The 22,346-nt window shown below is 63.1% G+C and carries 21 protein-coding genes; 8 read left to right on the top strand and 13 right to left on the bottom strand.

Annotation, left to right across the window (positions count from 1 at the left end; all coding sequences use genetic code 11):
- The first annotated feature begins 59 nt into the window (after positions 1–59).
- From AC6H4Z_RS18225 to AC6H4Z_RS18215, 3 genes are all read left to right on the top strand, one after another.
- Complete coding sequence (locus AC6H4Z_RS18225) at positions 60–1,535, top strand: ankyrin repeat domain-containing protein (RefSeq protein WP_497543389.1); 1,476 nt, start codon at positions 60–62, stop codon at positions 1,533–1,535.
- Between the two features lie 261 nt (positions 1,536–1,796).
- Entirely contained in the window at positions 1,797–3,698 is a 1,902-nt protein-coding gene (locus AC6H4Z_RS18220; RefSeq protein WP_497543388.1) for a PAS domain-containing sensor histidine kinase, read from the top strand.
- A 26-nt stretch (positions 3,699–3,724) separates the two neighbouring features.
- Positions 3,725–4,396 carry a response regulator transcription factor gene (locus tag AC6H4Z_RS18215; RefSeq protein WP_497543387.1) on the top strand — a complete coding sequence of 224 codons (672 nt, stop codon included), beginning with the start codon at positions 3,725–3,727 and terminating at the stop codon, positions 4,394–4,396.
- 7 nt (positions 4,397–4,403) lie between these two features.
- Here the strand turns inward: AC6H4Z_RS18215 and AC6H4Z_RS18210 are convergent, their stop codons facing one another.
- From AC6H4Z_RS18210 to AC6H4Z_RS18190, 5 genes are read right to left on the bottom strand one after another with little or no spacing between them, the layout of a single operon-like run.
- On the bottom strand, positions 4,404–4,907 hold the full coding sequence (locus tag AC6H4Z_RS18210; protein ID WP_497543386.1) for a response regulator: 504 nt from the start codon (positions 4,905–4,907) through the stop codon (positions 4,404–4,406).
- A gap of 28 nt (positions 4,908–4,935) precedes the next feature.
- The gene (locus tag AC6H4Z_RS18205) at positions 4,936–5,397 is read right to left on the bottom strand and encodes a response regulator (protein ID WP_497543385.1); all 462 of its coding nucleotides are present in this window, start codon (positions 5,395–5,397) and stop codon (positions 4,936–4,938) included.
- Positions 5,394–6,662: a sensor histidine kinase gene (locus AC6H4Z_RS18200; protein ID WP_497543384.1), complete on the bottom strand. Its 1,269-nt coding sequence runs from the start codon at positions 6,660–6,662 to the stop codon at positions 5,394–5,396. The genes AC6H4Z_RS18205 and AC6H4Z_RS18200 overlap by 4 nt, the downstream gene beginning before the upstream one ends.
- 47 nt (positions 6,663–6,709) lie before the next feature.
- Positions 6,710–7,474 carry a response regulator transcription factor gene (locus AC6H4Z_RS18195; protein ID WP_497543383.1) on the bottom strand — a complete coding sequence of 255 codons (765 nt, stop codon included), beginning with the start codon at positions 7,472–7,474 and terminating at the stop codon, positions 6,710–6,712.
- Entirely contained in the window at positions 7,467–8,282 is an 816-nt protein-coding gene (locus tag AC6H4Z_RS18190; protein WP_497543382.1) for a histidine kinase dimerization/phospho-acceptor domain-containing protein, read from the bottom strand. The genes AC6H4Z_RS18195 and AC6H4Z_RS18190 overlap by 8 nt, the downstream gene beginning before the upstream one ends.
- A 162-nt stretch (positions 8,283–8,444) precedes the next feature.
- Here AC6H4Z_RS18190 and AC6H4Z_RS18185 point away from each other — a divergent pair, with 162 nt between their 5' ends.
- The 3 genes from AC6H4Z_RS18185 to AC6H4Z_RS18175 all read left to right on the top strand — a co-directional run bounded on the left by AC6H4Z_RS18185 (position 8,445) and on the right by AC6H4Z_RS18175 (position 10,505).
- Positions 8,445–8,855, top strand: a complete 411-nt coding sequence (locus AC6H4Z_RS18185; protein ID WP_497543381.1) for a response regulator — start codon at positions 8,445–8,447, stop codon at positions 8,853–8,855.
- 115 nt (positions 8,856–8,970) lie between these two features.
- On the top strand, positions 8,971–9,888 hold the full coding sequence (locus AC6H4Z_RS18180) for a formylglycine-generating enzyme family protein (RefSeq protein WP_497547063.1): 918 nt from the start codon (positions 8,971–8,973) through the stop codon (positions 9,886–9,888).
- A complete protein-coding gene (locus AC6H4Z_RS18175) occupies positions 9,864–10,505 on the top strand; it encodes a hypothetical protein (protein ID WP_497543380.1) in 642 nt (213 codons plus the stop codon). The genes AC6H4Z_RS18180 and AC6H4Z_RS18175 overlap by 25 nt, the downstream gene beginning before the upstream one ends.
- Here the strand turns inward: AC6H4Z_RS18175 and AC6H4Z_RS18170 are convergent.
- Positions 10,483–10,926, bottom strand: a complete 444-nt coding sequence (locus AC6H4Z_RS18170) for a DUF1622 domain-containing protein (RefSeq protein ID WP_497543379.1) — start codon at positions 10,924–10,926, stop codon at positions 10,483–10,485. The genes AC6H4Z_RS18175 and AC6H4Z_RS18170 overlap by 23 nt on opposite strands.
- Positions 10,927–11,011: 85 nt before the next feature.
- Here AC6H4Z_RS18170 and AC6H4Z_RS18165 point away from each other — a divergent pair, with 85 nt between their 5' ends.
- Entirely contained in the window at positions 11,012–11,143 is a 132-nt protein-coding gene (locus AC6H4Z_RS18165; protein WP_497543378.1) for a hypothetical protein, read from the top strand.
- A gap of 25 nt (positions 11,144–11,168) precedes the next feature.
- On the opposite strand, the gene AC6H4Z_RS18160 is transcribed toward AC6H4Z_RS18165, so the two are convergent.
- From AC6H4Z_RS18160 to AC6H4Z_RS18145, 4 genes are all read right to left on the bottom strand, one after another.
- Entirely contained in the window at positions 11,169–12,434 is a 1,266-nt protein-coding gene (locus AC6H4Z_RS18160; RefSeq protein ID WP_497543377.1) for a porin, read from the bottom strand.
- A complete protein-coding gene (locus tag AC6H4Z_RS18155; protein ID WP_497543376.1) occupies positions 12,385–13,056 on the bottom strand; it encodes a DUF4136 domain-containing protein in 672 nt (223 codons plus the stop codon). Before AC6H4Z_RS18155 ends, AC6H4Z_RS18160 begins: the two co-directional genes overlap by 50 nt.
- Positions 13,057–13,211: 155 nt before the next feature.
- Positions 13,212–15,581: an arylsulfatase gene (locus tag AC6H4Z_RS18150; protein WP_497543375.1), complete on the bottom strand. Its 2,370-nt coding sequence runs from the start codon at positions 15,579–15,581 to the stop codon at positions 13,212–13,214.
- A 13-nt stretch (positions 15,582–15,594) separates the two neighbouring features.
- On the bottom strand, positions 15,595–17,868 hold the full coding sequence (locus AC6H4Z_RS18145) for an autotransporter (RefSeq protein WP_497543374.1): 2,274 nt from the start codon (positions 17,866–17,868) through the stop codon (positions 15,595–15,597).
- A 199-nt stretch (positions 17,869–18,067) separates the two neighbouring features.
- On the opposite strand from AC6H4Z_RS18145, the gene AC6H4Z_RS18140 reads away from it, so the two are divergent.
- Positions 18,068–18,805 (top strand): DUF4136 domain-containing protein, encoded by a 738-nt coding sequence (locus AC6H4Z_RS18140; RefSeq protein WP_497543373.1) that lies wholly within the window; start codon positions 18,068–18,070, stop codon positions 18,803–18,805.
- Positions 18,806–19,041: 236 nt separating this feature from the next.
- Here the strand turns inward: AC6H4Z_RS18140 and AC6H4Z_RS18135 are convergent, their stop codons facing one another.
- The 3 genes from AC6H4Z_RS18135 to AC6H4Z_RS18125 form a co-directional block, all read right to left on the bottom strand.
- Positions 19,042–19,905 (bottom strand): bile acid:sodium symporter family protein, encoded by an 864-nt coding sequence (locus tag AC6H4Z_RS18135; RefSeq protein WP_497543372.1) that lies wholly within the window; start codon positions 19,903–19,905, stop codon positions 19,042–19,044.
- 23 nt (positions 19,906–19,928) lie between these two features.
- On the bottom strand, positions 19,929–20,600 hold the full coding sequence (locus AC6H4Z_RS18130; RefSeq protein ID WP_497543371.1) for a hypothetical protein: 672 nt from the start codon (positions 20,598–20,600) through the stop codon (positions 19,929–19,931).
- Between the two features lie 108 nt (positions 20,601–20,708).
- Positions 20,709–22,289 (bottom strand): M20/M25/M40 family metallo-hydrolase, encoded by a 1,581-nt coding sequence (locus AC6H4Z_RS18125; RefSeq protein WP_497543370.1) that lies wholly within the window; start codon positions 22,287–22,289, stop codon positions 20,709–20,711.
- Between the last annotated feature and the right edge of the window lie 57 nt (positions 22,290–22,346).

The following is a 22,346-nucleotide window of genomic DNA, read 5'->3' as shown; positions in this document are numbered from 1 at the left end:
TACATCGACCTCTCTTCTGCCCGGCAACGCGGACATCGGGCGTGGTGGATAGAGGAACGATGTCACGAACGCTTCCCGCGCGTCCCGATCTCGCGCATCTCAAAAAACAGGCAAAGGCACTCGTCCGCGATGGCAGCGCGGCGCGTTTGGCCGACGCGCAGCGTATGCTCGCGCGCGAATACGGATACGCGAGCTGGTCGCACCTCAAGCGACACGTCGACGCGCTGAACGCGACTCCGGTCGAGGCGCTCGTTGCCGCGGTGAAGGCGCAGGACGTGGCGACCACGCGTCGGCTGCTCGAACAGCACGCGGAACTTCAGCAAGTCGTCAACGATTCACTTCCGGGGCTCTCGTTCGGATCGACGTTGATCAACGTCGCCGCGGGTGCGGGCAACCGTGAGTTGGTGGACGTGTTGCTTCAGTTCGGCGCCGACATCAACGCGAAGAGTCAGTGGTGGGCGGGCGGCTTCGGCGTGCTCGACCTCTGTCCGCCGGAGTTCGCGCCCTACCTCATCGAGCGCGGCGCACGGCTTACCGCGTACTCCGCGGCTCGGCTCGGCCGAATCGACGATCTCCAAAGATTTGTCGCGGCAAGCGCCGAATCAGTACACGAGCGCGGTGGTGATGGCCAAACGCCATTGCACGTTGCCGCAACGGTCGAGGTTGCGCGCTTTCTCGTCGAGCACGGCGCCGATATCAATGCGCTCGACGTCGATCACGAATCCACGCCAGCGCAGTATGCGATCCGCGATCGACAGGACGTTGCGCGTTATCTAATCGAGCGCGGCTGCACCACTGACATTTTATCCGTCTCAGCGCTTGGGGATATCGAGCGCGTAGTAAGAATGATCGACGCCGATCCGACTGCTGTCCGCGTCAGAGTGTCTCACGAGTATTTTCCCATGCGCAGCCCGAAGGCCGGCGGCACCATCTACACCTGGACGCTCGGCGGAAACAAAACAGCGCACGTGGTCGCTCGTGACTTCGGTCACGATGACGTGCTCGAGCTGCTGCTGAGTCGCACACCCGATTCTCTCAAGCTCGCGCTTGCCTGCGAGTTCGGTGATAGCGCTTCGATCGATCGCCTGCTCGCCGAGCGGCCGAATCTCGCAGCGTCGCTGACGGAGCGTGAGCAGCAGGCGATCGTCGACGCGGCGGAGCGGAACAGGACCGACACCGTGCGATTGATGCTCGCTGCGGGATGGCCGGTGAATGCACGTCGCCCGCGCGGTGGCTCGGCGCTGCACTTCGCGGCTTGGCATGGCAACATCGACATGGTGCGAGAGCTTCTGCGCTACGCGCCGTCGCTCGATCTCAGAGACGCGGAGTACCAATCACCGCCGCTTGGCTGGGCGTTGCATGGATCCCAAAACGGCTGGTACCGCGAGACGGGAAACTACGCGGCGACCGTAGACGCACTGCTCTCCGCGGGAGCAAAGCCGGTGGAGACGGTCGGCCTCGAAGCGGGCGAGGACGTGCTCGACGTGCTGCGTCGTCACGGCATCGCCGCCGGTGACAGCGACGATCGAGGTTGACTAACAGGTTCGGGGATTGTAAATGCTCGTTTACAAACCAGCACAGGGCTGGCGTCTCGAGAGGAGCAGGGCTCAAGATGTGCGAGAAGCGGTCACGGGTGATCAACGCGGGATGTTGCGAGTTCGCGGCGCCGAAGCATCAACGATGCCACTCGCGCCGTGAACAATGTTGGACCAACGTCCAAGATCGTTGTGACGCTGCTCACGCGCATTCAATAGATGAAGCGTTAGAATTTTGGAAAGCGCGAGGAAGACTCTAGCGTGCAAACACCCAAACTCCGCTGGCAAGACTCGATGGACGGACTGGGGGTGGTGGCGTGGACGGCTCGCGCCCGCACGTGGACGGTCACGTCGATTGGCCGGAACGTCGAATCGGTCTTTGGATATCCGCGCCGCGCCTGGCGGACCAAAGGCTTCTGGCTCTCCCACGTCGACGCGATGGACCGCGACCTCGTTGGTGGATTTCTCGAGGAGACATTCGAGCGCCGGTCGTCCGCTCCCGACATCTGCGAGTACCGATTCTTCGATGCCAGCGGCACGGTGCGTTGGGTTCGCACGAGTGTCGCACGTCGGACCGCTCGTATCGGTAACGTCTCGGGCCTTCACCTGGACATCACGGGCTCGCGCACGGCGCGCGAATCCGTGAGTGTCGTCGATGAGCAGTATCAGTTCGCGCTAGCGGTGGCCGGCGTAAAGATCTGGGAGTACGACGCGAGCAGCTCCGAGCCGATCGTGCCCGCCCCAATGGCGGCACTGGCTGGCCTGGGATCCGAGGGGCCGGTGACGTTGAACGAATGGCTCGATCGGGTGCACCCGCGCGATCGAGAACGCGTGTTGGCTCACGCAAAACAGACTGGCGCGACGGCGGCGTTACCGCATGGCAGGGCGCGTCCGCTGTCGCGACTCGAATATCGCGTTCGGCACGTGAACGGAACCATTCGGTGGCTCGAGGCCACTGTGACGAAGGTGCAAGGCATCGCGGATGGCGCCCCACGCATCTTTGGCACCGTTGCCGACGTGACCGATCGCGTGCGCGAACGCGCTGCGCGCCGCACCGCGGAGCGTCTGCACCGGGACGTGTGGGAGTCGATTCCTTCCAGCGCCGCCGTGCTCGATCGGTCCGGCGTGATCGTCGAAGTGAACCCAGCATGGGAGGTCATCACGCGGGCCGCGGACGGCCCGCCAAACGCGTTCGTTGGTGAGAACTATCTGGGCATCGCGCGCGAGTCAGCGACGCGCGGTGAGCAGGCCGCCGCTCGTGCCGCCGATGGCATTGCCGGCGTGTTGGCGGGCACGATTCGCCAATTCGTATTCGACTATACGTGTCCGGTCGCCGGCTTCGAAGCGGAGCGGTGGATGCGCATGCGTGCGCTGCCGTTACACCGCCCGGCGCGTGGCGCGATCATCATGCACGACGACATCACTGACCGCATGACGGCGGAGTGGGCGGCGCAGCGCCGACGCGACGACCTCACGCACATGCAGCGGTTGGCGACGCTCGGCGAGCTGGCGACGTCGATCGCGCACGAGTTGAACCAGCCGCTCGCGGCGATCATGGCGTCGGCCTCGACGGCCCGCCGGATCTTGCGCGATCACGGCGATCTGGAAATGCTCAAGCCCATCATTGGCGATGTGCTCGAGGCCGCGGCTCGTGCGGCCGACGTCGTTCGGCGCGCGCGCGCCATGGTGCGGCACGACGATGCGATTCTCGAAACGCTCTCGGTGAACGAGATCGTCTCGGGCGTTGCGCGTCTGATGGCGAGCGATCTTGTCATCCGACAGGTGTCGCTTCGATTGGACCTGGATCCCAGCGTTCGTGCGGTCGTCGGCGATCGCGTCCAACTTCAGCAGGTGCTGCTCAATCTCCTGCTGAATGCTGTGGATGCGCTCGACGATCTCCCGCGTGAGCGTCGTAACGTCATTGTCACAACGCGCCAGATTGGCGACGGCGACGTGGAACTCAGAGTGCGCGATACCGGTAATGGGATTCCGCCGGGTATGGGAAACCGCGTATTCGAACCCTTCGTGACAACGAAGCGTAAAGGGACGGGACTAGGACTGGCGATCGTGCGCGCAATCGTTCACGCGCATGGGGGCCGTGTCCTTGCAGAGACTCCCACCGACGGTGGGGCATCGTTCCGTGTCATTTTGTCCGCCCACTAGTGCTTAGGCCCTCGGATATGGCCACTATGAACCGAAACCCCGGTGGACCGTGGCAGGTTGCGTTGGTCGACGACGACCTCGCAGTGCTGCGTTCTCTCTCACGAATGTTGACGTTATGTGGATATGACGTCACCACATTCCCCTCAGCCGACTCGTTCCTGTCGAGCCTCGATCGCTGGCAGCCCGAGGTGTTACTCGTCGATCTTCGGATGCCGGATACCGATGGACTCGCTCTGCAAGCCGCATTGGTCGACAAGGGCATTCGGATTCCAACAGTATTTCTCTCCGGCCACGGAGACGTTGCGACGTCCGTGCGCGCCATCCGAGGTGGCGCGATCGATTTCCTCGAAAAGCCTTGCGATGAGCCAACGCTCCTCGCCTCGCTGGAGCGGGCGTCGGACGTCGCGCGCCGCGACCGCGAGACGCGTGTCGTGCTCCGCGAGCTCACCTCGCGCGTCGAGACGTTGACGCGACGTGAGCATGAGGTCTTTCGCTGGGTGGTCACGGGACGGCTCAACAAGCAGATCGCCGCGGCTCTTGGAACGACCGAAAAGACCGTCAAGGTTCATCGCGCACGCGTCATGACCAAGATGCACGCCGACTCGCTGGCGGAGCTGGTGCGGATGTTCGACTTGCTGGGCGAGATGCCGGCCGACGGCGATCGTGAAGAGGCGCGGCCGGCGCCGGTCGAGCGTTAACGGATCTTTACGACGCCCGACCGGAGGAGACAGGAACCGTCACGTATCGCCGCACGGTGCTGAGCATCATCGCCGGCGGCACGGGCTTCGTGAGTACTTCGTTACAACCCGCGAGCAGCGCGCGATCCTGATCGTCGGCCGAGGCCAGCGCGGTCACTGCAATGATCGCCGCGCCCTTGGCTTCCGCGTTCGCGCGGAGGAGGCGCGCGATTTCCCACCCGTCCAGTCCGGGCAGGATCATGTCGAGAAGAATCACGGCCGGGCGAAGTTCCACGCCCATGCGAAATCCCTCAAACCCCGTTCGAGCTTCGGCAACTCTGAACCCGACGCTCTCGAGCACGAGGCGCGCAATCGCGCGGCTGTCTTCGTGGTCGTCGACCACGAGCACGAGCGGCGGAAACGCAATCGACGAGGCGCCAGCTCGCCCAAAGTCGGCGTGCGTACTCGGCGTTGCGGGCGTCCCTGGAGTCAGCCGAGACGTCTGGCGGTAGGAGGATTCGATGATCGGCATGGAGAGAGGTTCGCGGGTGTCTATAAAATCACTGTTTCACTCTTAGCTCTAGTGGATCAAAGTCGTACGAGCGGTGGTGCAAACGCTCGTCGCGACGCGCATACAACCGCACCATGCGCACGAGGTGTAATGGCGGAACGGGTTTGCTGATGAATTCGTCACATCCCGCACTGAGCGCGCGCTCGCGTTCCTCGGGACCGGACAGCGCGGACACCGCCAGTAAGGCGGCGTGGCGCGTGGCAGGATCGGCACGGAGCATTCTCGCAAGCTGACGCCCGTCGATCTCCGGAAGTACGATGTCCAGCAACACGATGCGAGGTTGATTCGCCTGCGCGATCGCGAGCGCATCGAGGCCATTTTTCGCTTCGGTCACGACGAACCCGAAATACTCGAGCACTAAGCGCTCCGTGAGCCTGCTGTCATCGTGGTCGTCGACGACCAGCACGGAGCACGGGGCTCGGCGGCGCACGGGAACCGCGAGGTTGTTCATGCGGTACCCGGTAAGGCCTGCTCCGTGGATCGCGTCGGTTGTATCGATGTTGTATCGGCGAGCCCAGCGTCGGCCGTGGCGCGCGGTAGGCGAAGCGTGAAGATCGATCCGCGACCGACCGTGCTCGCCACTGTGAGCTGTCCATGCATGCCAGTGGCAAACTCTCGGCTGATCGCCAATCCGAGTCCTGATCCGCCAAACCGATCGAGGAGCGGGGTTCCCAGCTGCACGTACGGCTCGAAGATCTCGCGCAGCTTGTCGGTATCGATTCCAGGCCCATTGTCGGCGACGTCGAAGCTCACGCCGTCGGCATCGTTGCGGCAACTCAGTCGCACGGTGCCGCCGCGACTGGTGAACTTCACCGCGTTCGCGGCGAGATTGACGAGCACCTGCTTGAGCTTATCGCTGTCCGCGGCGACGATCATGCCGGCGGGGCAGTCTGCGATCTCGAGATGAACGCCGCGGTCTGCGGCGAGCGGGGAGACCACCGCTTCGGTGACGCGAAGCGCTTCTTGGGCGAGCACCGGGCCGAGGTGATACACGATGTGTCCAGCCTCGAGGCGAGAGAAAGTGATAAGATCGTCAATGACGTGCACCAGAATTTCTTCACTATCGCGAACGCGGCCCAAAAGCCGCGCTTGAGCGGGTGTGAGCGGTTCGGCACTTCCAACGCGGAGCAGGTCGATGTATCCAGCGATCGACTGCAGTGGTGTTCGCAACTCGTGGCTCATGCGCGCGAAAAACTGAATGCGCGCGCGGCCCACCTGTTCGGCTGATTCGCGCGCTCGCTCTGCTTCGACTTGGCGCCGCGCGTGGAGCACGGCGGATACGACGAGCTGGGCGCACGCCTCGATCAGCTTCACCATGCGGCGACTGCAGCCGCGGGCGTGGCGGTACATGATTCCCAGGGCGCCGACAGCCTGTCCCTCGATGCCGAACAGGGGCACGATCTCGATGCCACGAAAGCCGAGGGTGTGTGCGACCTGTCCAAGTGATTCTTGCTGCCGCCAGGCGTCACGTACGGCCACGCGGCGGTGTTCTGATAGCGCGATGCCGAACGGTCCGACGCCAAGTCGGTGCGTGCCGATCAACTCGCACTGCGCCTCGCTAATCCCGTAGCCCAACGCCGGAAACAGTGTGCCCACCGTGTCATCGTGAAGCATGAGCACGGCCATGTCGGCGTGAGCGAGAGCGAGAGCGAGTTGGAGTGCGGGTTTGAGTTCGGTGGTGGGCAACGGCCAGGCGACGTGCGTCTCGGACTGCATGAGTGACTGCCTAGTGTCGGGGTCTGATGGCATCCTAGGCCGGAGCACTACATACGAGAAATTGTCCGTTGGTCCATCGGCGCGTCGCCGATCGCGAGAGTGGCTCGTTGTCGTTCCTTTGCAACGACATCGATGATGACGTCGGCGGCGCGTGGACGGAGCACGTCCACGCCGTCCAACCTGATCAACGTTTTTGCAGCGCTGCTCCGCAGTCCGTCGACGAGTCGTACGAGCTCCGCGACAGATGCCACATGCAGTTTTTGCATGACGCGACCGCGATGCACCTTCACGGTTTTCTCTTTCGTGCCGATCAGTGCGGCGATGCGCTTGTTCAGCAGACCGCACGCGACGAGCGCGCACACTTCGGCCTCGCGCGGCGTGAGCTGCTCGATCGTGCGCCAGAGATCGGCGATGACCTGCTGGCCCTCTGATCTCCGCAGGGCCGTCGACATCGCGCGATCGATGGCCGCGTTCAGGTCCGCGGCCGTGAACGGTTTGGCGAGTAAGTCGACAGCACCCTCTTTCATCGCCTCGACGACCGTGGGAATGTGTCCCGTGCCGGTCATCACGACGGTGGCGATATCGCCGCCGGCGGCCCGCATGGCGCGAATCAGCGCGACGCCGTCGACCTCGGGCATGCGAATGTCGACGAGGACGCAGACGGGCATCGTCGCATCACTTTCGTCGAGGTAAGCTCGAGCGCTCGTGAACGTACGAACGCTGAAGCCTTCAGCGCCAAGCATTCGAGAAACTGCACGACATATAGCTTCGTCGTCGTCGATGACTACGACGAGCGGTGCATCATCAAGCATCAGCCAGGCTCGGGAGCGGAACGACATCCGGCGGTTGCATTGGCCACCGGGTCACGACAACTGCTCCGGTGGTCGCATCGCCTTCGTGTGCGATTGTCGCGCCATGAGCGCCGGCAACCGACCGCGCCAGTGCCAATCCCCAATGGTCGAGTCCCGCGCTTCCTCGCCGTTCACCGAAGTGAGCGACAGCGACTTCCACGGCCTCGGCGCCAGCGTCCGTCGCCACGTCAGCCGCGACGCCAACGCGCCAGCCAACGGGGCGGACACTAATACGAACCGGTCCGTTCTTCGTGCGACTCAGCGACGTTGCCTCGAGTGCGTAGAGCACGACGTTGAGCAGTGCTTGTCGCACCAACATCACGTCGCCCAAGATCGTGGGGACGCCGTCAGGCACCTCGATCTCGATCAGCACGTGGCGGGCGAGCGCGTCGGTGTTGACGAGACTCACAACCTCGCGAACCGTCGCCGCGAGATCGAAGGGCTCCCGTTCTGGCTCCCGTCGTATTGCCAGATTCTGAAGCACCTGCAGTGCGTCTCGCATTCGGCGCTCCTGTCCGAGTGCGTCCTCGAGCGCATCGACCGCGTCATCGATTCTCGGCGTCGGCCTGCCGAGTAGGGCGATCGCGGCGGACACGTTCATTTCGATTGCCGTGAGCGGTTGGCGAAGGTCGTGCGTGATGGCCGCCACGAGTTCGCCCGCTACGACTGGTGGTGCTGCTCGCTCCAGTTCGCCACGCGTACGTGAATGAGCGAGCTCGGTGCGTCGGGATGAGTGCTTCTCCGACGCGAGTGATTCATCGAGCTCCATGAGTCACGAGTCTGAGTGAGGAGGCCCTCAAACCGCATTGGGCCTTTGGCCAATATGAAACCCGGCCCGTGACGGCAAACGTCACCGGAGTCTGGAGTGTCCCGCGGACGACGACGGCCCCCGACATGGCGCTCGCGAGCGCATCGAGTAGAGATCTCGAATATGACGAGTCACACGGTGGTGAACGCGACGGCCCTCACCGACGGTGCAGGGATGCGCGTGCTACTGGTCGAAGACCATGTCGACTCGGCGCTGAGCCTCGCCCGCCTGCTGCGTGCGCTCGGCTACGAGGTCCGCGTTGCCTTCGACGGCATGGAGGCCCTTCGGTGTGCACCGGAGTTTCGACCGGAAGCGGCGTTCATTGATCTCTCATTGCCTCAGCTCGACGGATTCGCCGTGGCCACGCGCCTCCGCGCGATGACTGAGACGCGCGACGCGCGGCTGATCGCCATGACGGGATGGGCGACCGACGAATGCGCTGCCCTGTCGCGCGACGCGGGCTTCGATCTGCATCTGGTGAAACCCCTCTCCATCGGAACGATGACTGCCGCGTTGGCGACCGCGCGGTGCTGATGGCCAACTCTAGGAGGTCGTGATGCCGAGCCAACACGTGCTGCCTCTCGAGGCGCCGACCGTTCTTCCCATGCACGATCCGCGGACGCCGCCCGGCGATCCGCCCGACGCGAACATGGTGTGGATTCCTGGTGGCACGTTCCAAATGGGATCCGCCTCGCACTATCCCGAAGAACGGCCCGTGCATCGGGTATCCGTCGACGGGTTCTGGATGGATCGCACGCCGGTCACGAACGAGCAGTTCGAACGCTTCACGGCGGCGACCGGGCACACGACGTTCGCCGAGATTCCTCCGCGCGCGGAGGACTATCCCGGCGCACTCCCGGAACTTCTGCACCCTGGCTCGTTGGTGTTCACGAAACCGGCGCATCGGGTGAGTCTCAACGACTTCACGAATTGGTGGCGCTTCATGCTCGGCGCCGACTGGCGTCATCCGTATGGGCCGGAGAGCTCGCTGCACGGTCTCTCGTTGCATCCTGTCGTGCATGTCACGTACGGCGACGCCGAGAAGTTCGCGCGATGGGAGGGCAAGGAGCTGCCGACAGAGGCTGAGTGGGAATTCGCAGCACGCGGAGGGCTCGACGGCGCGGCGTATGCCTGGGGCGACGAGTTCATGCCCAACGGCCGGCCGATGGCCAATACGTGGCAAGGCCGCTTCCCATATGAGAACACTCTCGCCGATGGCTGGGAGCGCACGTCGCCAGTCAGTTCGTTTCCGCCCAACGGCTATGGTCTTTCGGACATGATCGGCAACGTCTGGGAGTGGACGACCGACTGGTATCGGCCACGTCATCCGTCGGAAGAAGCGAAGGCGTGCTGCATCCCGCGCAATCCGCGCGGTGGAGACATGACGGAAAGCATCGATCGTGCGATTCCCGGAATTCAGATTCCACGAAAGGTGTTGAAGGGCGGTTCGCACCTGTGTTCGCCGAATTACTGTCAACGCTATCGCCCGGCCGCGCGCTTTCCGGAGCCGATCGATACGTCGACGTCCCACGTTGGTTTTCGGTGCATCGTTCGCCCAACGCGCTGACGGACATCTTCGAACGTCGGACCGCGCTGATCGCAACGACGCTGTTGTCGATCAGCGCGTTGGCCACATCCTGGGCCGGGTATCAGGCGACGAAACTGAGCGGCAAGCAGGTCGCGCTGTCCGCGCGAGCAAACGCGTTGCGTGCGCAGTCGTCGCTCGCATCGGCGACGGCGGGTCAGCTCCGCGCGGTGGACGTTGGGGTATTCACCGCTTGGCTGACCGCGTACGTCCACCGTGATACAGCGGTGGCCGCTGCGTTCGAGCGCCGTTTTCGCCACGAGTTCAAGCCCGCGTTCGACCGTTGGATCTCAACGGATCCATTGCGCACGACGGGGAGCCCGCCAACGCCATTCGTCCTCGAAGACTACCAGCTCGCCGTCGACGACTCCGCGGCGCGGCTCCGGGCCGCGTCGGACAGCGTGGCCACGCTGAGCATTGCGGCGACGAATCGAAGCGAAGCCTATGTGCTCGACGTCGTGGTCTTCGCCGCCGTGATGTTCTTCGCGCAGGCAGTGCAACAGTCCGCACGGCCGCGCGTTCGAATTCTGCTGCTCGTTTTCGCTGTTGTCTTCGCCGGAGCGGGCCTCGTGCGACTCATCCAGTCGCCGATTGCGTGACTTCCGCGCGTTCGTCACGCAGCTCGCGGCTCAGGAAGTAGTTGAGCGCTGTTCGAATTGTCGCAATGGCGGCGAGCTGGCCAATTTTCGTCCACTCGGGTGCGATTGCCGTTTCGAGTACGTCGGCGGCGAGCTGAAACTCGAGCGCTAGCGCGAGATACCGAGCGAGGATAAAACGGGCAGTCGTGAAACTGGCATGCTGGCGCTTGAGGAACGCACGGGCCAATCCGTTCACGGCCGAGAGGGCGCCGAGAACGATCGTCAACGCGCCGAACGTCTCGAGGAGAAGGCGTGCCCATTCCGCCGCGAGGTCGATTGCTGCCGACGTCTGCTCGATACCGACCATGTCCGGAATCTCGGCGGGCTCCCGCGAGGAACGCGATTGGACCATCGGCTCGGCACGCACGCGGGGTGACGCCATCGCGGACTAAGCATTCGGTCCAATGGTCCCACTCGGTCGTGCGGCGTATACCTCCATGCGTACGTCGCTCACCCGGAGCTGGCCCATGCTCATTCAAACATCGACCGTCTGGCGTCTGGTCATCGCCGTGTGCGTCATCGGCGCGCGCCTCGGAATGGATCGCTTCGTTCCTCGGGGGCGTCCATCGGTCAACCGATCGAGCTCCCAGCGCTACTAGTCCCTCAGCGGGCAGGTGAGGGCAATCAACGAAGCTCCCACTGAAAGCGCAGTGTGACCAATGACGCGCGCCCGATCAAGTTCAGCTTTTTGAGAGTGCTAAAGCCGTAGTCGAGCAGAATGCGAGTCGAGCTCGGTCCGAACACGCCGATTGACAGGCTCTGAACGTCGAGGACGCCGCCGTCCACATCACCCGATGAGAGATCGGTGTGCGAAAAACGCGTGGCGAGTTCCCACGCGAATCGGCGACGGCCCATATGAACGCGGCCGAGTGTTCCGTTCTCCCCGTTGTACGGCCGAGGCTCACCGCCTGGGCGCCAGCTCAGCGCCGCGTAGTAGGCGAAGAACGTGATCGTTCCTGGCGCCGTCGTTCCCATGACTTGAGTGGGGAGAATCTCTGCTGTGAACGAGAGATTGTCGCGCGTCGCCATCAGCTCGGCGTCGCCCGTCAGCCCGGACGACGCAGGGAATGGCTTCGTACCCACAAAGTTTCGCGCCTCGTTGTTCTCCGGCCTCGTGTTGTAGCTGAGCGAGTCCTGCTGACTCTGACTCCAGCGAGCGTCCAGCGCGAGCTGAAAGGCGCGCGTGGAGTCGGCGTTCACGATCGGCGCATAGAACACTCGGCCGGCCGCCTGATTTCCGTTTGCGCGAAGCGAGAGGCCATTGAACAAGGCATCGTTGAAGACGCCGGTAGTCCAACCGGCGTGCGTGTTGGGAATCGATCCCCAGAGACGAACGCCGTCGTTGCGCGTGGGCACGAACGCCGTCACCGGAGCCGCGCGCTCCGCGAACGCGATTCCACGGCTCGCTGCCATGATCTGCTCCGTGACGCCTTCCTTCTGCCGGCCAATCGCCACGTGACCATGGCCGCCGATCGGAATGGTGAAGGCGAGATCCGTGACTGTGAGGACCGGACTATGATTCGCGTACAGACCGCTCGCGTCGATGGACACGAGATAGTCCCAAGGCCGGCGAAGCTTGATTGCGCCGCTCAGGATCCCGCGCGCATAGCGAAACCGACCGACATCTGCGAGGTCGCCGACCTGCGTGTCGCTGGCAGTGTCCTGGCCAAACCCGCTCGCGTCAACGACAAGCGCGATACCCAATCGAAGGGAGAGCCAGCGTGAGTCGAATTCGTTCCAATCGCGACGCGCCGACGAGGACGACGTGTCGGACCGCTGTGCATGCGCAGCGGTCGCGACGGCAATGCACAGCGCCGTCGCGACCGAGCAAATTGTTCTACTAGTGGTTGGCGTGCTCGGATGCCAGCGTGCTGCACTGATGCGTTTCATAACACGTCATCAGGGCGAGCAGACCGTCCTTCTTGAGCGCGCGAACGACGCGTCCAACGACGGAATGCGCAAGGCGCCCAGCCGTACGCGGATCTGTCGTCTCGCTACGACCGGCCCAGATCAATTTGTCGTTGGTCAACGAGTAGATCTGTGTTTCGATGGTCACGATCTGGTTTGAATAGACGTAACCGGGATCGTACGGGTATCCCCACGCGGTGCCCCAATAGCTGTTGAAGCCGTAGTACGGTGCACCGTACCAGTAGGTGCCTGGTGTGTACGTGATGCGTTCGTCGACGGTCACGACGCGCATGACGATGGCGCCGTCGAAACCCTGCGCGCGAAGTCGCTTGTCGATTCCGGCCGTGTCAGCCATATCGGACGATTTCAACACGCGATACGACGGCGTGACGTTCGGAAACTCGTCGGCCATCTTGTCTTCGAGCGTACGTCGCAGCGCTTCGTCTTTCGTAACGAAAACGCCGATGCCCTTTCTAAAGTGTAGTGGCTCCGCGCCCGGCTCCCGCCAGCTCGCCACGAGGTGCGTGGAGTGGCACGCCGACAACCCCGCCGACGCCACGATTGCGAGAACGTATGAAAAACGGACAGTGCGTGAAATACTCATGTGCGTCGAAGCCTCAGGAACGAGTACGGTCGTCCGGGTGGTGCGCGCGGAGCCCACGCCCGCGAACCAGGGCGCGGGCGCGACAACAAGACCCTTCGAAGATCGAGATGTGCGCGCAGCACACACATTGGACCTTCGACTAAATAAGACTTCTATTATTGCCGAGCCATCTGTGCGCGAGCGCGAGCTTTTCGTTCTTCGTGGCCGTCGGCCTCTTGCTTCACCGAGAGGTCGAACGTCACAGACGCGATCGTCCCTGTGAACGGGAACGGTGGTTCATACATCGCCGAGATCGATGATCCCGGGTTGCGCCCCACGCTCAGGCCGGCGCCGATGCCGAGGGCAAGTGGAATCGTCACCGGGAACTCAGCCTCGCCTACGTTACGGTCGTCGAAGAACAGCTGTGCTCGACCCGCCGCCCCGCGACCCTTGGCAAAGTCCGGCTTCCCGGTAGGAGTAAACTCGAATCGGATCTTCAGTGGCCCCTCGGGAACGACTTCAGTCGACTCGAGGTGGAGTTCGCGAACGCCCACATAGTTGTGCACATAGTGGACGTGCTTATCCTGCACGAACATCACATACCCGCCGATGTTGCTGCCGTGGCCAACGATCACGCCTTCGGCGCCACCCTTCGGGATCTCGACTGACGCGACGATGGTGTGCGCGCGATTGAGCACCTTGACCGCGGCGTTCTCTGGAACGGCCTGCGTACCGGGATAGTACGTGTACGTCGCTCGATCGCTCGTGATCTGCGGACGAGGATCGGCGAACCGCGTCGTCCCTCGGCTATCGAGCGGGAATACGTTGTACTTGCCCGCCTCCGAGTACCACAGCGCGATCATCTCGATCAGCGTGGCGCGTTCCTGTGTCGCAAGGTTCCGTGTTTCCGCCGGATCGACCTCGACGTTGTACAACTCCCAACCGGTGGCATCCAGGTGCCGTAGTTTGTCCTCGCTCAGCGTCAGCTCGCCGAAGCCGGCCTTTGCCTCGACGAACGACGGGCCGGGGAAGGGACACACTGCACGCCAGCCGTCGTGGTAGATCGATCTGTGTGCGAACATCTCGAAGTACTGCGTGTGATGCTTCGACTTCGCAGCTGCGTCGTCGAACGTGTGCGCGAAGCTGACGCCCTCGATCGGCGATTGCGTTACGCCGTGAATGGCCGTGGGCGCCTCGAGCGACAGCGCCTCGAGCACTGTCGGTACCATGTCGATCGCGTGCACGAACTGGTGACGAATCTCACCTTTCGACTTGATTCCCTTGGGCCAATGCACGAGGAACGGATCGCTGATGCCGCCGCGATACGTCTCGCGTTTCCAGCGACGGAAAGGTGTGTTTCCGGCAAACGCCCAGCCCCACGAATAGTGATTGAAGTGATCCGGGCCGCCCAGATCGTGCATCGCTTCGAGGTTGACTTGTAAATCGTTGGGAACGTTGTTGAAGAACTTGTTTTCATTCACTGATCCCGTCGGCCCACCCTCCGCGCTCGCTCCGTTGTCGGAGATAAGCATGATCAGGGTGTTTTCGAGTTCTCCAATCGTCGTGAGGAAATCGAGCAATCGGCCGATGTGATGATCGGTGTGTTCGACAAAGCCGGCGTACACTTCCATCATCCGCGCGTACAGCTGGCGTTCCTCGGCCGGTAGCGTGTTCCACTCGGCGACGTCGGGGTCGTGCGCCGAGAGTGCGGCGCTCTCGTTGAACAGCCCCAGCGCTTTCTGTTTGGCGAACACCTTGTCGCGAAACGCATCCCAGCCGTCGTCGAACTTGCCCTTATACTTGTCGGCCCATTCCTTCGGCACCTGATGGGGTGCGTGATGTGCGCCCGTCGCGAAGTAAAGAAAGAACGGCTTCGTTGGTGCGACTTGCTTGGCGTCGGCGATGAACTGAATTGCCTTGTCCGTTAGATCTTCGGTGAGGTGATAGCCCTGCGCCGGCGTTGCTGGCGGATCCGTCTGTCGATTGTCGTATACGAGGTCCGGGTAGTACTGACTCGTGTCTCCGCCGAGGAAACCGTAGAAGCGTTCGAAGCCGCGACCGAGCGGCCAACGGTCGTACGGTCCAGCAGCGGAGATCTGCTCGGACGGCGTGAGATGCCATTTGCCTACGCTATACGTGTTGTAGCCGTGCTGCAGCAGCATCTCCGCCAGAAAACCATTCTCGAACGGAATCGCGCCGTTCGATCCGGGATAACCCTCGGCGCCCTCCGTAATGCAGGACATTCCGTTCGAGTGGTGATTGCGGCCGGTGAGAATACACGACCGCGTCGGTGAACAGAGCGCGGTCGTGTGCATGTTGGTGTAGAGCAATCCATTCTGAACCAGACGATCGAGATTCGGCGTGCTCGTCGGCCCGCCATAGCAACCGAGCTGGCCGAATCCCGTATCGTCGATGACGATGAAGAGGACATTCGGCGCATTCTCGGCTGCTCGCACTGGCGCGGGCCACGCTGGTTCCGACTCGCCGATCGTGCGACCGATCGTTCCTGAAAAGGCGCTGCCGGGTTTGTACTCGTTCAACGACATCCATTCTCCTGGGTCATGGTCGCGGGTGCGAAGCCGATTCGCGCGCCATCCCGAGACGCCAATCGGCCACGTCGCGCATGGCGTTCGCGCGATCCAGCATCGCGTCGGTCGTCCGGGCGGCCTGCCAACCGTCCTCGCTGTGCGCTTCCCAACCGCGTTCGCGGCGTCGGTACACGGTGCCGTCTCGTCCCGCGTAGACGTCCTCAGTCATGTGTCCGACGGTGCCAGCCGCCGTCTCTCGCCGCGTCGTGCGAGCCGCGTGTTCGTCGGCGACGTCGGTCGTTTCGCTGCGAATGCCATCGCGGACGTAAATGACGCGATCTCCAGGCTTCACCTGGAAAAATGCGCCGGGCCGGGCCGGCACGATTGAGCCGCTCGGTGTGACTGCGACCTCACGCGCCTGCGTGATGGCGTTTCCGGCTCGAACATTCTCGAGCGCGCCACGTTGGCCGGCGCTGGCGATACCAGTTCTCGAATTGTACGACAGCCCGAGCGGGCGGTCCGGCGCGGGGGCGGTCCATGTGGCGAGCGTGTTACCGGCCTGCCACCACGGGTATACACCCCAACCGCGGCCGTCCGCGAGCACCGCGTCGCCCCACGACCAGCCGAGTCCCAGCGCGACGATCCAACCCGTCCAGGGCGTGTAGGTGAGATTGCTTCCAAAGCCGTACGTGGCCGGTGCGCCAAACCATTCGCGATCGATCCACGGCGATTGGTAGTCGTGGCCCGTTCCGTAAACGGCGAGTTGCGACGTCGGGTCGACGTAGGTTCCACGATATCCCGGAAAATGCCCGACGAATACGGTGTCGCCCGACGTGGCGAACACGTGCGCGTAGGTCACGTAGTACAGCGGCGATGTAACCGGGATGGAGTAGATGTCGGCCGGTACCGACGCGGCGAGCCTCCACGGTCCGTCGACCGACGTCGACGTGAACCACACACCATTGGCGACGGCGTATACCGCGCCGCCAACGCGCACGATCGGCGTGGCCGTGTTCGCCGCGAACTCCATCGATGTTCCTTCGAGCGGTTTGAACGTCGGCGCACCGTCGAAGCGCGGCGGAGAAAGATGCGCACTGATCGGAGTCAGGCGTGACGTTTCGGCGATCGACGCCGCGAGCGCGGCCTCACGCGCTTGCTTGGTGCCCGGGATCGACGCTTTGACATTTTCGATCGGACTCGAATCCGGGATCTTAGAGAAGTCTGATGGCAGCGCACTCGGCGCGACGTACGACCATGAACCGAAGATGTTCTCTGTGCGGAACCAGCGACCGGCGACCAGCGCGTAGATCTTGAAGTCCTGGCCGCTCTTCAACACGCGTCCCGTCGTGTTCAGCAGATAGAACAGTCGAAGGCCATGCACCTGAGTCCAGTTACCAGGGCCATCGGTGACGATCAACTCGGTCGGCGAAGTGGCGATGTGTATCGTTGGCACGGTATGCTCGAGCGACGGGCCGGTCCGTCCGTTCGCTGGTCGTCCGCTGAGTTCATCGACAGAGCCCATCTCCCGCGCCTTCGTGAGCGCAACGGCGAGCTCAGATGCTGGCTCTTCCACTCGGCGCCACGGACCGGCGAGCGTCGCGGCGCGCAGCCATCCGTCGAAGACCTTGAGGTACAGCGCGCCCTGTTCGCCGCGCACGATGAGCGCGCGTGTGTTGATCAGCCGCTCGAGGTACGTACCCGGCAACGGTTGATACCTCGGCGCGCTGTCGATGTACACGAGTATGGCTGGCACCGTCGAGAACACGATGCGCGGCGGCGTCGTGTCGAGTGGCTGCGATGCGACTGTGATGCTCGCGTCCGAGGCAATGAGAGCAGTCTCGAGCCGATCGAACGCGACAAGGCGCGCAGGCGTAGCGAAGTCGGCGGCGATTGCGGCGGCCCACTTGGCCGACTGCTCTTTCGAGGCGCCGGAAAAATGAGCGTTCACGACATTTGCTTGATCGACAGCAACCGTGCGCGACGTCTTGTCGGTCAGCGTGCGCGCGTCGACGGTGACGACGCCGTACGTCGCGTGCGACGCATTCGTCGCTCGCACTGCGAAGCGCGCGGCGAGCGTAAAGCCGTCCCACGCGTCGACCTGTGGTTGCGACACCACCAGTGTTGTCGCGCCTGAACGAACGGTGCGCGGCCACGGCGTTTCACGGTCGATGGCCGAGAGGCGCGCCGAATCGGGTGCTTGTGGAGAAGGCGCTTGCGCGTTGGCGGTGAGTGCTACGCGTGCAACTGCGACGAGGGCGAGGAGCGTACGGCGCACAAGCGGCGCGCCGGCGATGGATCCAGCCATGACCATCCTCCAGTCTGCGGTGCATCGCGACGCAGCCTAGGCGTCACGTTGCAACGCACGCAGTGGACCTTGGCCTTACTGACTGAAGTCCGCTGTGGCCGCGTCGGTCGCGTTGGACCAACGGCGCACGCCCCAAAGGGCGCACGGCCAAGGCCCAATGCATCACTGTTGCACCCGCCCATAGCGTGGGACTGCGGCGATGCGCCGCGTCGGATTCATCACGAAGCAGCAATGGGGGGACCGCATGATTGGAATTACATCGGCGCGGCGGAACGCACGCACGCTCGTGCCTGTCATTGGATTGTTGGGCGTTTTAGGCGGGCTCGCGTGCGACGACAGCAACGACATCGTCCTTCCCATCGCGACGTCGGCCGTCGCAGTATTCCGGGATTCGAGTTTCGACTTCACGACGCTGCACACCTTCTCGATGCCCGACACGGTGGTGCACTTCTTCCCGCTGTCCGGAACGCAACTCGAGGTAACGCGCCAGCTCGATCGCACCGCACTGAACCAGGTGCGACAAGATTTCATCGCGCGCGGGTATACGCAGATCACGAACGGAAGCATTCGTCCGGATTTCGTCGTGCTCGTCGGTGCGACCGCGACCACGAACTACAATGCGTTCGTCGGATATCCGTGGTTCAGCTATTGGGGCTTCTACAGCGGTTGGGCGTGGTTCACGCCGGGCTTCAGCACGACGTGGGGAATCAACTATCCGTGGTTCAACACGGTAGGGATTACCGCGTTCGATCGCGGAACACTCATCGTCGATCTGATTCCGACCACGAGTGTGAACACCAACGCGCGCACCGTGCGGTCCGCGTGGGCCGGCGTCGCAACGTCGTTGCTGAATGGCAACGTCACGCAGGCAACGGTGGCGGCGGCGGTCGATCGGATGTTCCAGCTCTCGCCGTACCTCACGGCCACGACGCCGTAGCTCGTTGTAAACGCCGTGTAAAAGATCGGAAACGTTATCGGGGACGTGGGAGTGTCGGTGTGACCGGCAGCTCCCACGTTGTCGTTTCTTGTGCGGCCTTAGTCCAATGGTGAGTATCTCGTTCCAAGCCGCAAGTTGGGCCCGTTGAATGAACCAGCCGCGGAGCCGCAGGCGTTATGGTGAAATCACAGCCCGAGAAGCTCGATACTCTGATCAAGGCGTGGCTTGACGACTTCTCAGGCGGCGTGGCCGCGCTGGCTGCGACGGCGACTCCAGATGGTGTAGGGCAGGGAGATGACCGCGCAGACGAGCAGCGTGAGAAGAATGGCGGCGCCGACGAGCGCGATGTTCGGCATGGTCGCGGCGGCGATCGCGAGCGCCACGGCGGGATGACGCGACGCCGTCGAGAGCGCGAGAACGATTCGATCCTCGTGGTGCGGTCCGCCAAGCAGATGGCCGACCGCGAGGCCGGCCAGAGTAATCGCGACGATCGCGACCAACGTTCCATTCCCGATCAGCGACATGATGTCGGGCCACGCCTTGATGACAATCGGCAGGAAGCTGGCGACCAACAGCACCGACCCGATGATCGCCGTGGGTCGGTCGATGCGCGCCGCAATCGACGGAGCGAATTGCCGGACGGCAATCCCGATCACGAGCGGAACGAGGACCGTCGCGCCAACCAATCGCGCAATGACCTCCCACGAGACGTGAAACGGGAGACTGAACAGCTGTCCGAGCAGCCAGACCGAGATCGGTATCAGGACAATCGAGAAGAGCGACGCCGCGGTAAGCAATCCGATGTTGTACGAGGCCTTACCTCCCGACTTCGCCACCTTCGGCGGCAAGAAGGGGGGCACGGGCGACAGGGACAGCGTGATGAGCGCCAACTTGACCGCGGGGTTCAGGCCGAACACGACCGCCAACCAGAGCGCGAACAACGGCATGATGACGTTCATGGAGAGGAGCGTCTTCGCCAGCAACCCTGGATGGCGGAACAGATACGCCGCATCGCGTGGGGACGAGTGAAGCCCGACGCCGAGCACGGTCAGTACCAGGCTCGCCTTGATGGTGGGAATGATGAACGCGCTTGGACTCATGGCGTGAAGATCGAACCCGTGCGCTAATGCTCCGCGCGGCGTGAGAACAGCAGCGCCCGTCGCGCATCCTCCGCGTCTCTGATCATTCGATCCGAGAGGTCATAGCGCACTGAGACGATCTTGCCGGTGAACGCGAACGGCGCGTCGTAGAGCCGCGACACCGACGTTCCCGGATTCTTTCCGATGCTCAATCCCGATGAGCTGCCGACGGCCAACGGCACCGTGACGGGAAAAATCTTGTCCGCAACCATGCGATCGCCAACGAAGAGTTGCGTTCGCCCGGGCTTTCCCTCACCGGGGAGCGAGCGAGGCTTGTGTGTAGGCTCGAATTCCACACGCACGCGAGTCCGCCCGACAGGCACCGGATCCAGCGACACCACGTGCAGCTCCAGTGCACCGCAGTAGTTGTGCACGTAGTGCAGATACCGGTCCCGCACAAAGAGTGTGTAACCACCGGTCGCGTCGCCGTGGCTGACGATCACACCTTCAGCACCCTCGGGCGGAATCTCGAGCACAGCTGTGATGCTATGCGCGCGACTCAGAACGTTGATTGCAACGGTCTCCGGCGTGGTCGTCACGCCTGGATATCCGTACGTCATCCGATCCACGATGGGTGTGGCACCACCGATCTGCGTCACATCGGCGAGACCATTGTTGACGCTCGATGCGTCGCGCTCGCGTTCCTTTATCGACATCCGACCACCGTCGTTGGCGAGCGGACCAGAGTAGGACTCGACCAGGTGCGTTCCTATTCGACTTTAGACCCACGCATTGCGTACTAACATTGCGCGAATCGCACCGTCTCACGGCACTGTGCGATCCCAATAGTTTCCGAGTCGCGCAACGACACCTGCATAGACCTGAATTCCGTCGAACAGATTGCGCAATCGCAGGTTTTCGTTCTGTGCGTGTTGGTTGTTGTCGTGATTCACGATCGGCAACACGATCACTGGCGTGTGCAGCGCATCTTCAAACGTCGCGAGAGGGAGACTGCCGCCGAGTGTCGGCAACGCGACGACCGGCGCACCTATCGCTTCCTGGGTCGCACGAATCGTGGCGCGAGACAGCGGTGCGTCCATCGCGACGCGTGTCGCCGCGTATCCAGCCTCCCATGTTGTTTTCACAATGCGCGCATGCGCAGCGCGCTCGGCCGCCGTCGGCGTGTGGTCCACGATGAAGTAGCCGCGCGATCGCAGGTGGCTTTCAACGAGTTGGCGAATTCTCGCCGGCGTTTGCTTTGGCACCAGCCGAAAGTCGATCGACGCCGTGGCCTCGGTCGGAATCGTGTTCGAGCTCAACTCGTTGACGTTGCCGCCGCGAATGCCGCGCAGATTCAACGCCGGAAGCATGATCCGCTCGACGAGCAACGCGTTCTTTGCCTCCGTGGCGCCAAGCGACAGCTCGGCTCGCAGCGCGGAATCGACCGCCGGAACGCTCGCCATTGCTTTGCGTTCGGCGGGTGTGATCGGTGTGACGTCGTTGTAGAAATTCTTAATGAGAATTTTACCGTCGTCGTCGCGCATGCTGGCAACCAGGTTCGCCACGAGCGTGACGGGATTTGGCGCCCAGTTTCCGTAGTGCCCGCTGTGCAGCCCACGCGACGGACCGTAGACGGTGAGGTTCACGCCGGCGATACCGCGCGCGCCGAACAGGATCTGCTGCCGTCGCGATTGGTGAATAGGTCCGTCGCCAAAGAGCCATGCATCGGCTCGCAACAGCGAGGCGTTCTGCTTCAGCAGCTCAGGTAGGTGTCCGGAGCCAGCCTCCTCTTCGCCTTCGAAGAAGAACTTGAGATTCACCGACGGTTCGGTCCCCGCCGCGCGCAGCGCGTCGATTGCCGCGAGCATGGCGACGATCGGGGCTTTGTCATCGCTCGCCGAGCGGCCGTACAACCGCCACTCGCCGTCGACTGAACCTGGTGCCGTTGGAAGCGAAATGATCTGTCCTTTCGCATCGAGTGGCCTGTCGCGCAGCACAGGCTTCCAGGGTGGCGTCACCCATTGCGTCGTGTCGACGGGCTGGCCGTCGTAGTGTGCGTAGAAAACCACGGTCTTCGTCGCACCGCGAGTGGTGAGTTCGCCGTACACCACCGGCGGCGCACCACTCGGTGACTCGAGGAGCCGCGCCGCGATTCCGCGCGACGCCAGCATCCGCATGAGATGGTCGGCGTTGCGTCGGATATTGACCGTATCGCTGGCGAGGTTTGGAATGGCCAGGAAATCAGTGAGTTCTCGAACGATCCCGACGTCATGCGCCGCCGTGTAGCCCGCGATCTTTGCGCGGAGCGCCTCGGCGCTCTGCGCCGTCGCTGTAGCGGAAGGGAACAGAACCGCGAGTGCGGCCACCGTAAAAAGCGCATGCGGAAATCGAATCATCGGAGCCATCGCAGGATGGGATGGAGCGGGCTCGGCAGCCAGTCTTTGCAGTGGCGGACTCTAGCG

The organism is Leucogemmata humicola, assembly GCF_055379415.1.
This window is presented reverse-complemented; position numbering and strand designations above follow the sequence as displayed.

What these genes read in the sequence shown, in the direction of transcription:
- AC6H4Z_RS18210 (WP_497543386.1), bottom strand. Translation starts at nt 4,907, where the DNA reads ATGCCGATCATCGAATCCTCCTACCGCCAGACGTCTCGGCTGACTCCA.
- AC6H4Z_RS18205 (WP_497543385.1), bottom strand. Translation starts at nt 5,397, where the DNA reads ATGAACAACCTCGCGGTTCCCGTGCGCCGCCGAGCCCCGTGCTCCGTG.
- AC6H4Z_RS18160 (WP_497543377.1), bottom strand. Translation starts at nt 12,434, where the DNA reads ATGAAACGCATCAGTGCAGCACGCTGGCATCCGAGCACGCCAACCACT.
- AC6H4Z_RS18195 (WP_497543383.1), bottom strand. Translation starts at nt 7,474, where the DNA reads ATGCTTGATGATGCACCGCTCGTCGTAGTCATCGACGACGACGAAGCT.
- AC6H4Z_RS18180 (WP_497547063.1), top strand. Translation starts at nt 8,971, where the DNA reads ATGGTGTGGATTCCTGGTGGCACGTTCCAAATGGGATCCGCCTCGCAC.
- AC6H4Z_RS18140 (WP_497543373.1), top strand. Translation starts at nt 18,068, where the DNA reads ATGCGCCGCGTCGGATTCATCACGAAGCAGCAATGGGGGGACCGCATG.
- AC6H4Z_RS18170 (WP_497543379.1), bottom strand. Translation starts at nt 10,926, where the DNA reads ATGGCGTCACCCCGCGTGCGTGCCGAGCCGATGGTCCAATCGCGTTCC.
- AC6H4Z_RS18125 (WP_497543370.1), bottom strand. Translation starts at nt 22,289, where the DNA reads ATGGCTCCGATGATTCGATTTCCGCATGCGCTTTTTACGGTGGCCGCA.
- AC6H4Z_RS18185 (WP_497543381.1), top strand. Translation starts at nt 8,445, where the DNA reads ATGACGAGTCACACGGTGGTGAACGCGACGGCCCTCACCGACGGTGCA.
- AC6H4Z_RS18215 (WP_497543387.1), top strand. Translation starts at nt 3,725, where the DNA reads ATGAACCGAAACCCCGGTGGACCGTGGCAGGTTGCGTTGGTCGACGAC.
- AC6H4Z_RS18135 (WP_497543372.1), bottom strand. Translation starts at nt 19,905, where the DNA reads ATGAGTCCAAGCGCGTTCATCATTCCCACCATCAAGGCGAGCCTGGTA.
- AC6H4Z_RS18150 (WP_497543375.1), bottom strand. Translation starts at nt 15,581, where the DNA reads ATGTCGTTGAACGAGTACAAACCCGGCAGCGCCTTTTCAGGAACGATC.
- AC6H4Z_RS18200 (WP_497543384.1), bottom strand. Translation starts at nt 6,662, where the DNA reads ATGCAGTCCGAGACGCACGTCGCCTGGCCGTTGCCCACCACCGAACTC.
- AC6H4Z_RS18225 (WP_497543389.1), top strand. Translation starts at nt 60, where the DNA reads ATGTCACGAACGCTTCCCGCGCGTCCCGATCTCGCGCATCTCAAAAAA.
- AC6H4Z_RS18190 (WP_497543382.1), bottom strand. Translation starts at nt 8,282, where the DNA reads ATGGAGCTCGATGAATCACTCGCGTCGGAGAAGCACTCATCCCGACGC.
- AC6H4Z_RS18155 (WP_497543376.1), bottom strand. Translation starts at nt 13,056, where the DNA reads ATGAGTATTTCACGCACTGTCCGTTTTTCATACGTTCTCGCAATCGTG.
- AC6H4Z_RS18165 (WP_497543378.1), top strand. Translation starts at nt 11,012, where the DNA reads ATGCTCATTCAAACATCGACCGTCTGGCGTCTGGTCATCGCCGTGTGC.
- AC6H4Z_RS18130 (WP_497543371.1), bottom strand. Translation starts at nt 20,600, where the DNA reads ATGTCGATAAAGGAACGCGAGCGCGACGCATCGAGCGTCAACAATGGT.
- AC6H4Z_RS18145 (WP_497543374.1), bottom strand. Translation starts at nt 17,868, where the DNA reads ATGGCTGGATCCATCGCCGGCGCGCCGCTTGTGCGCCGTACGCTCCTC.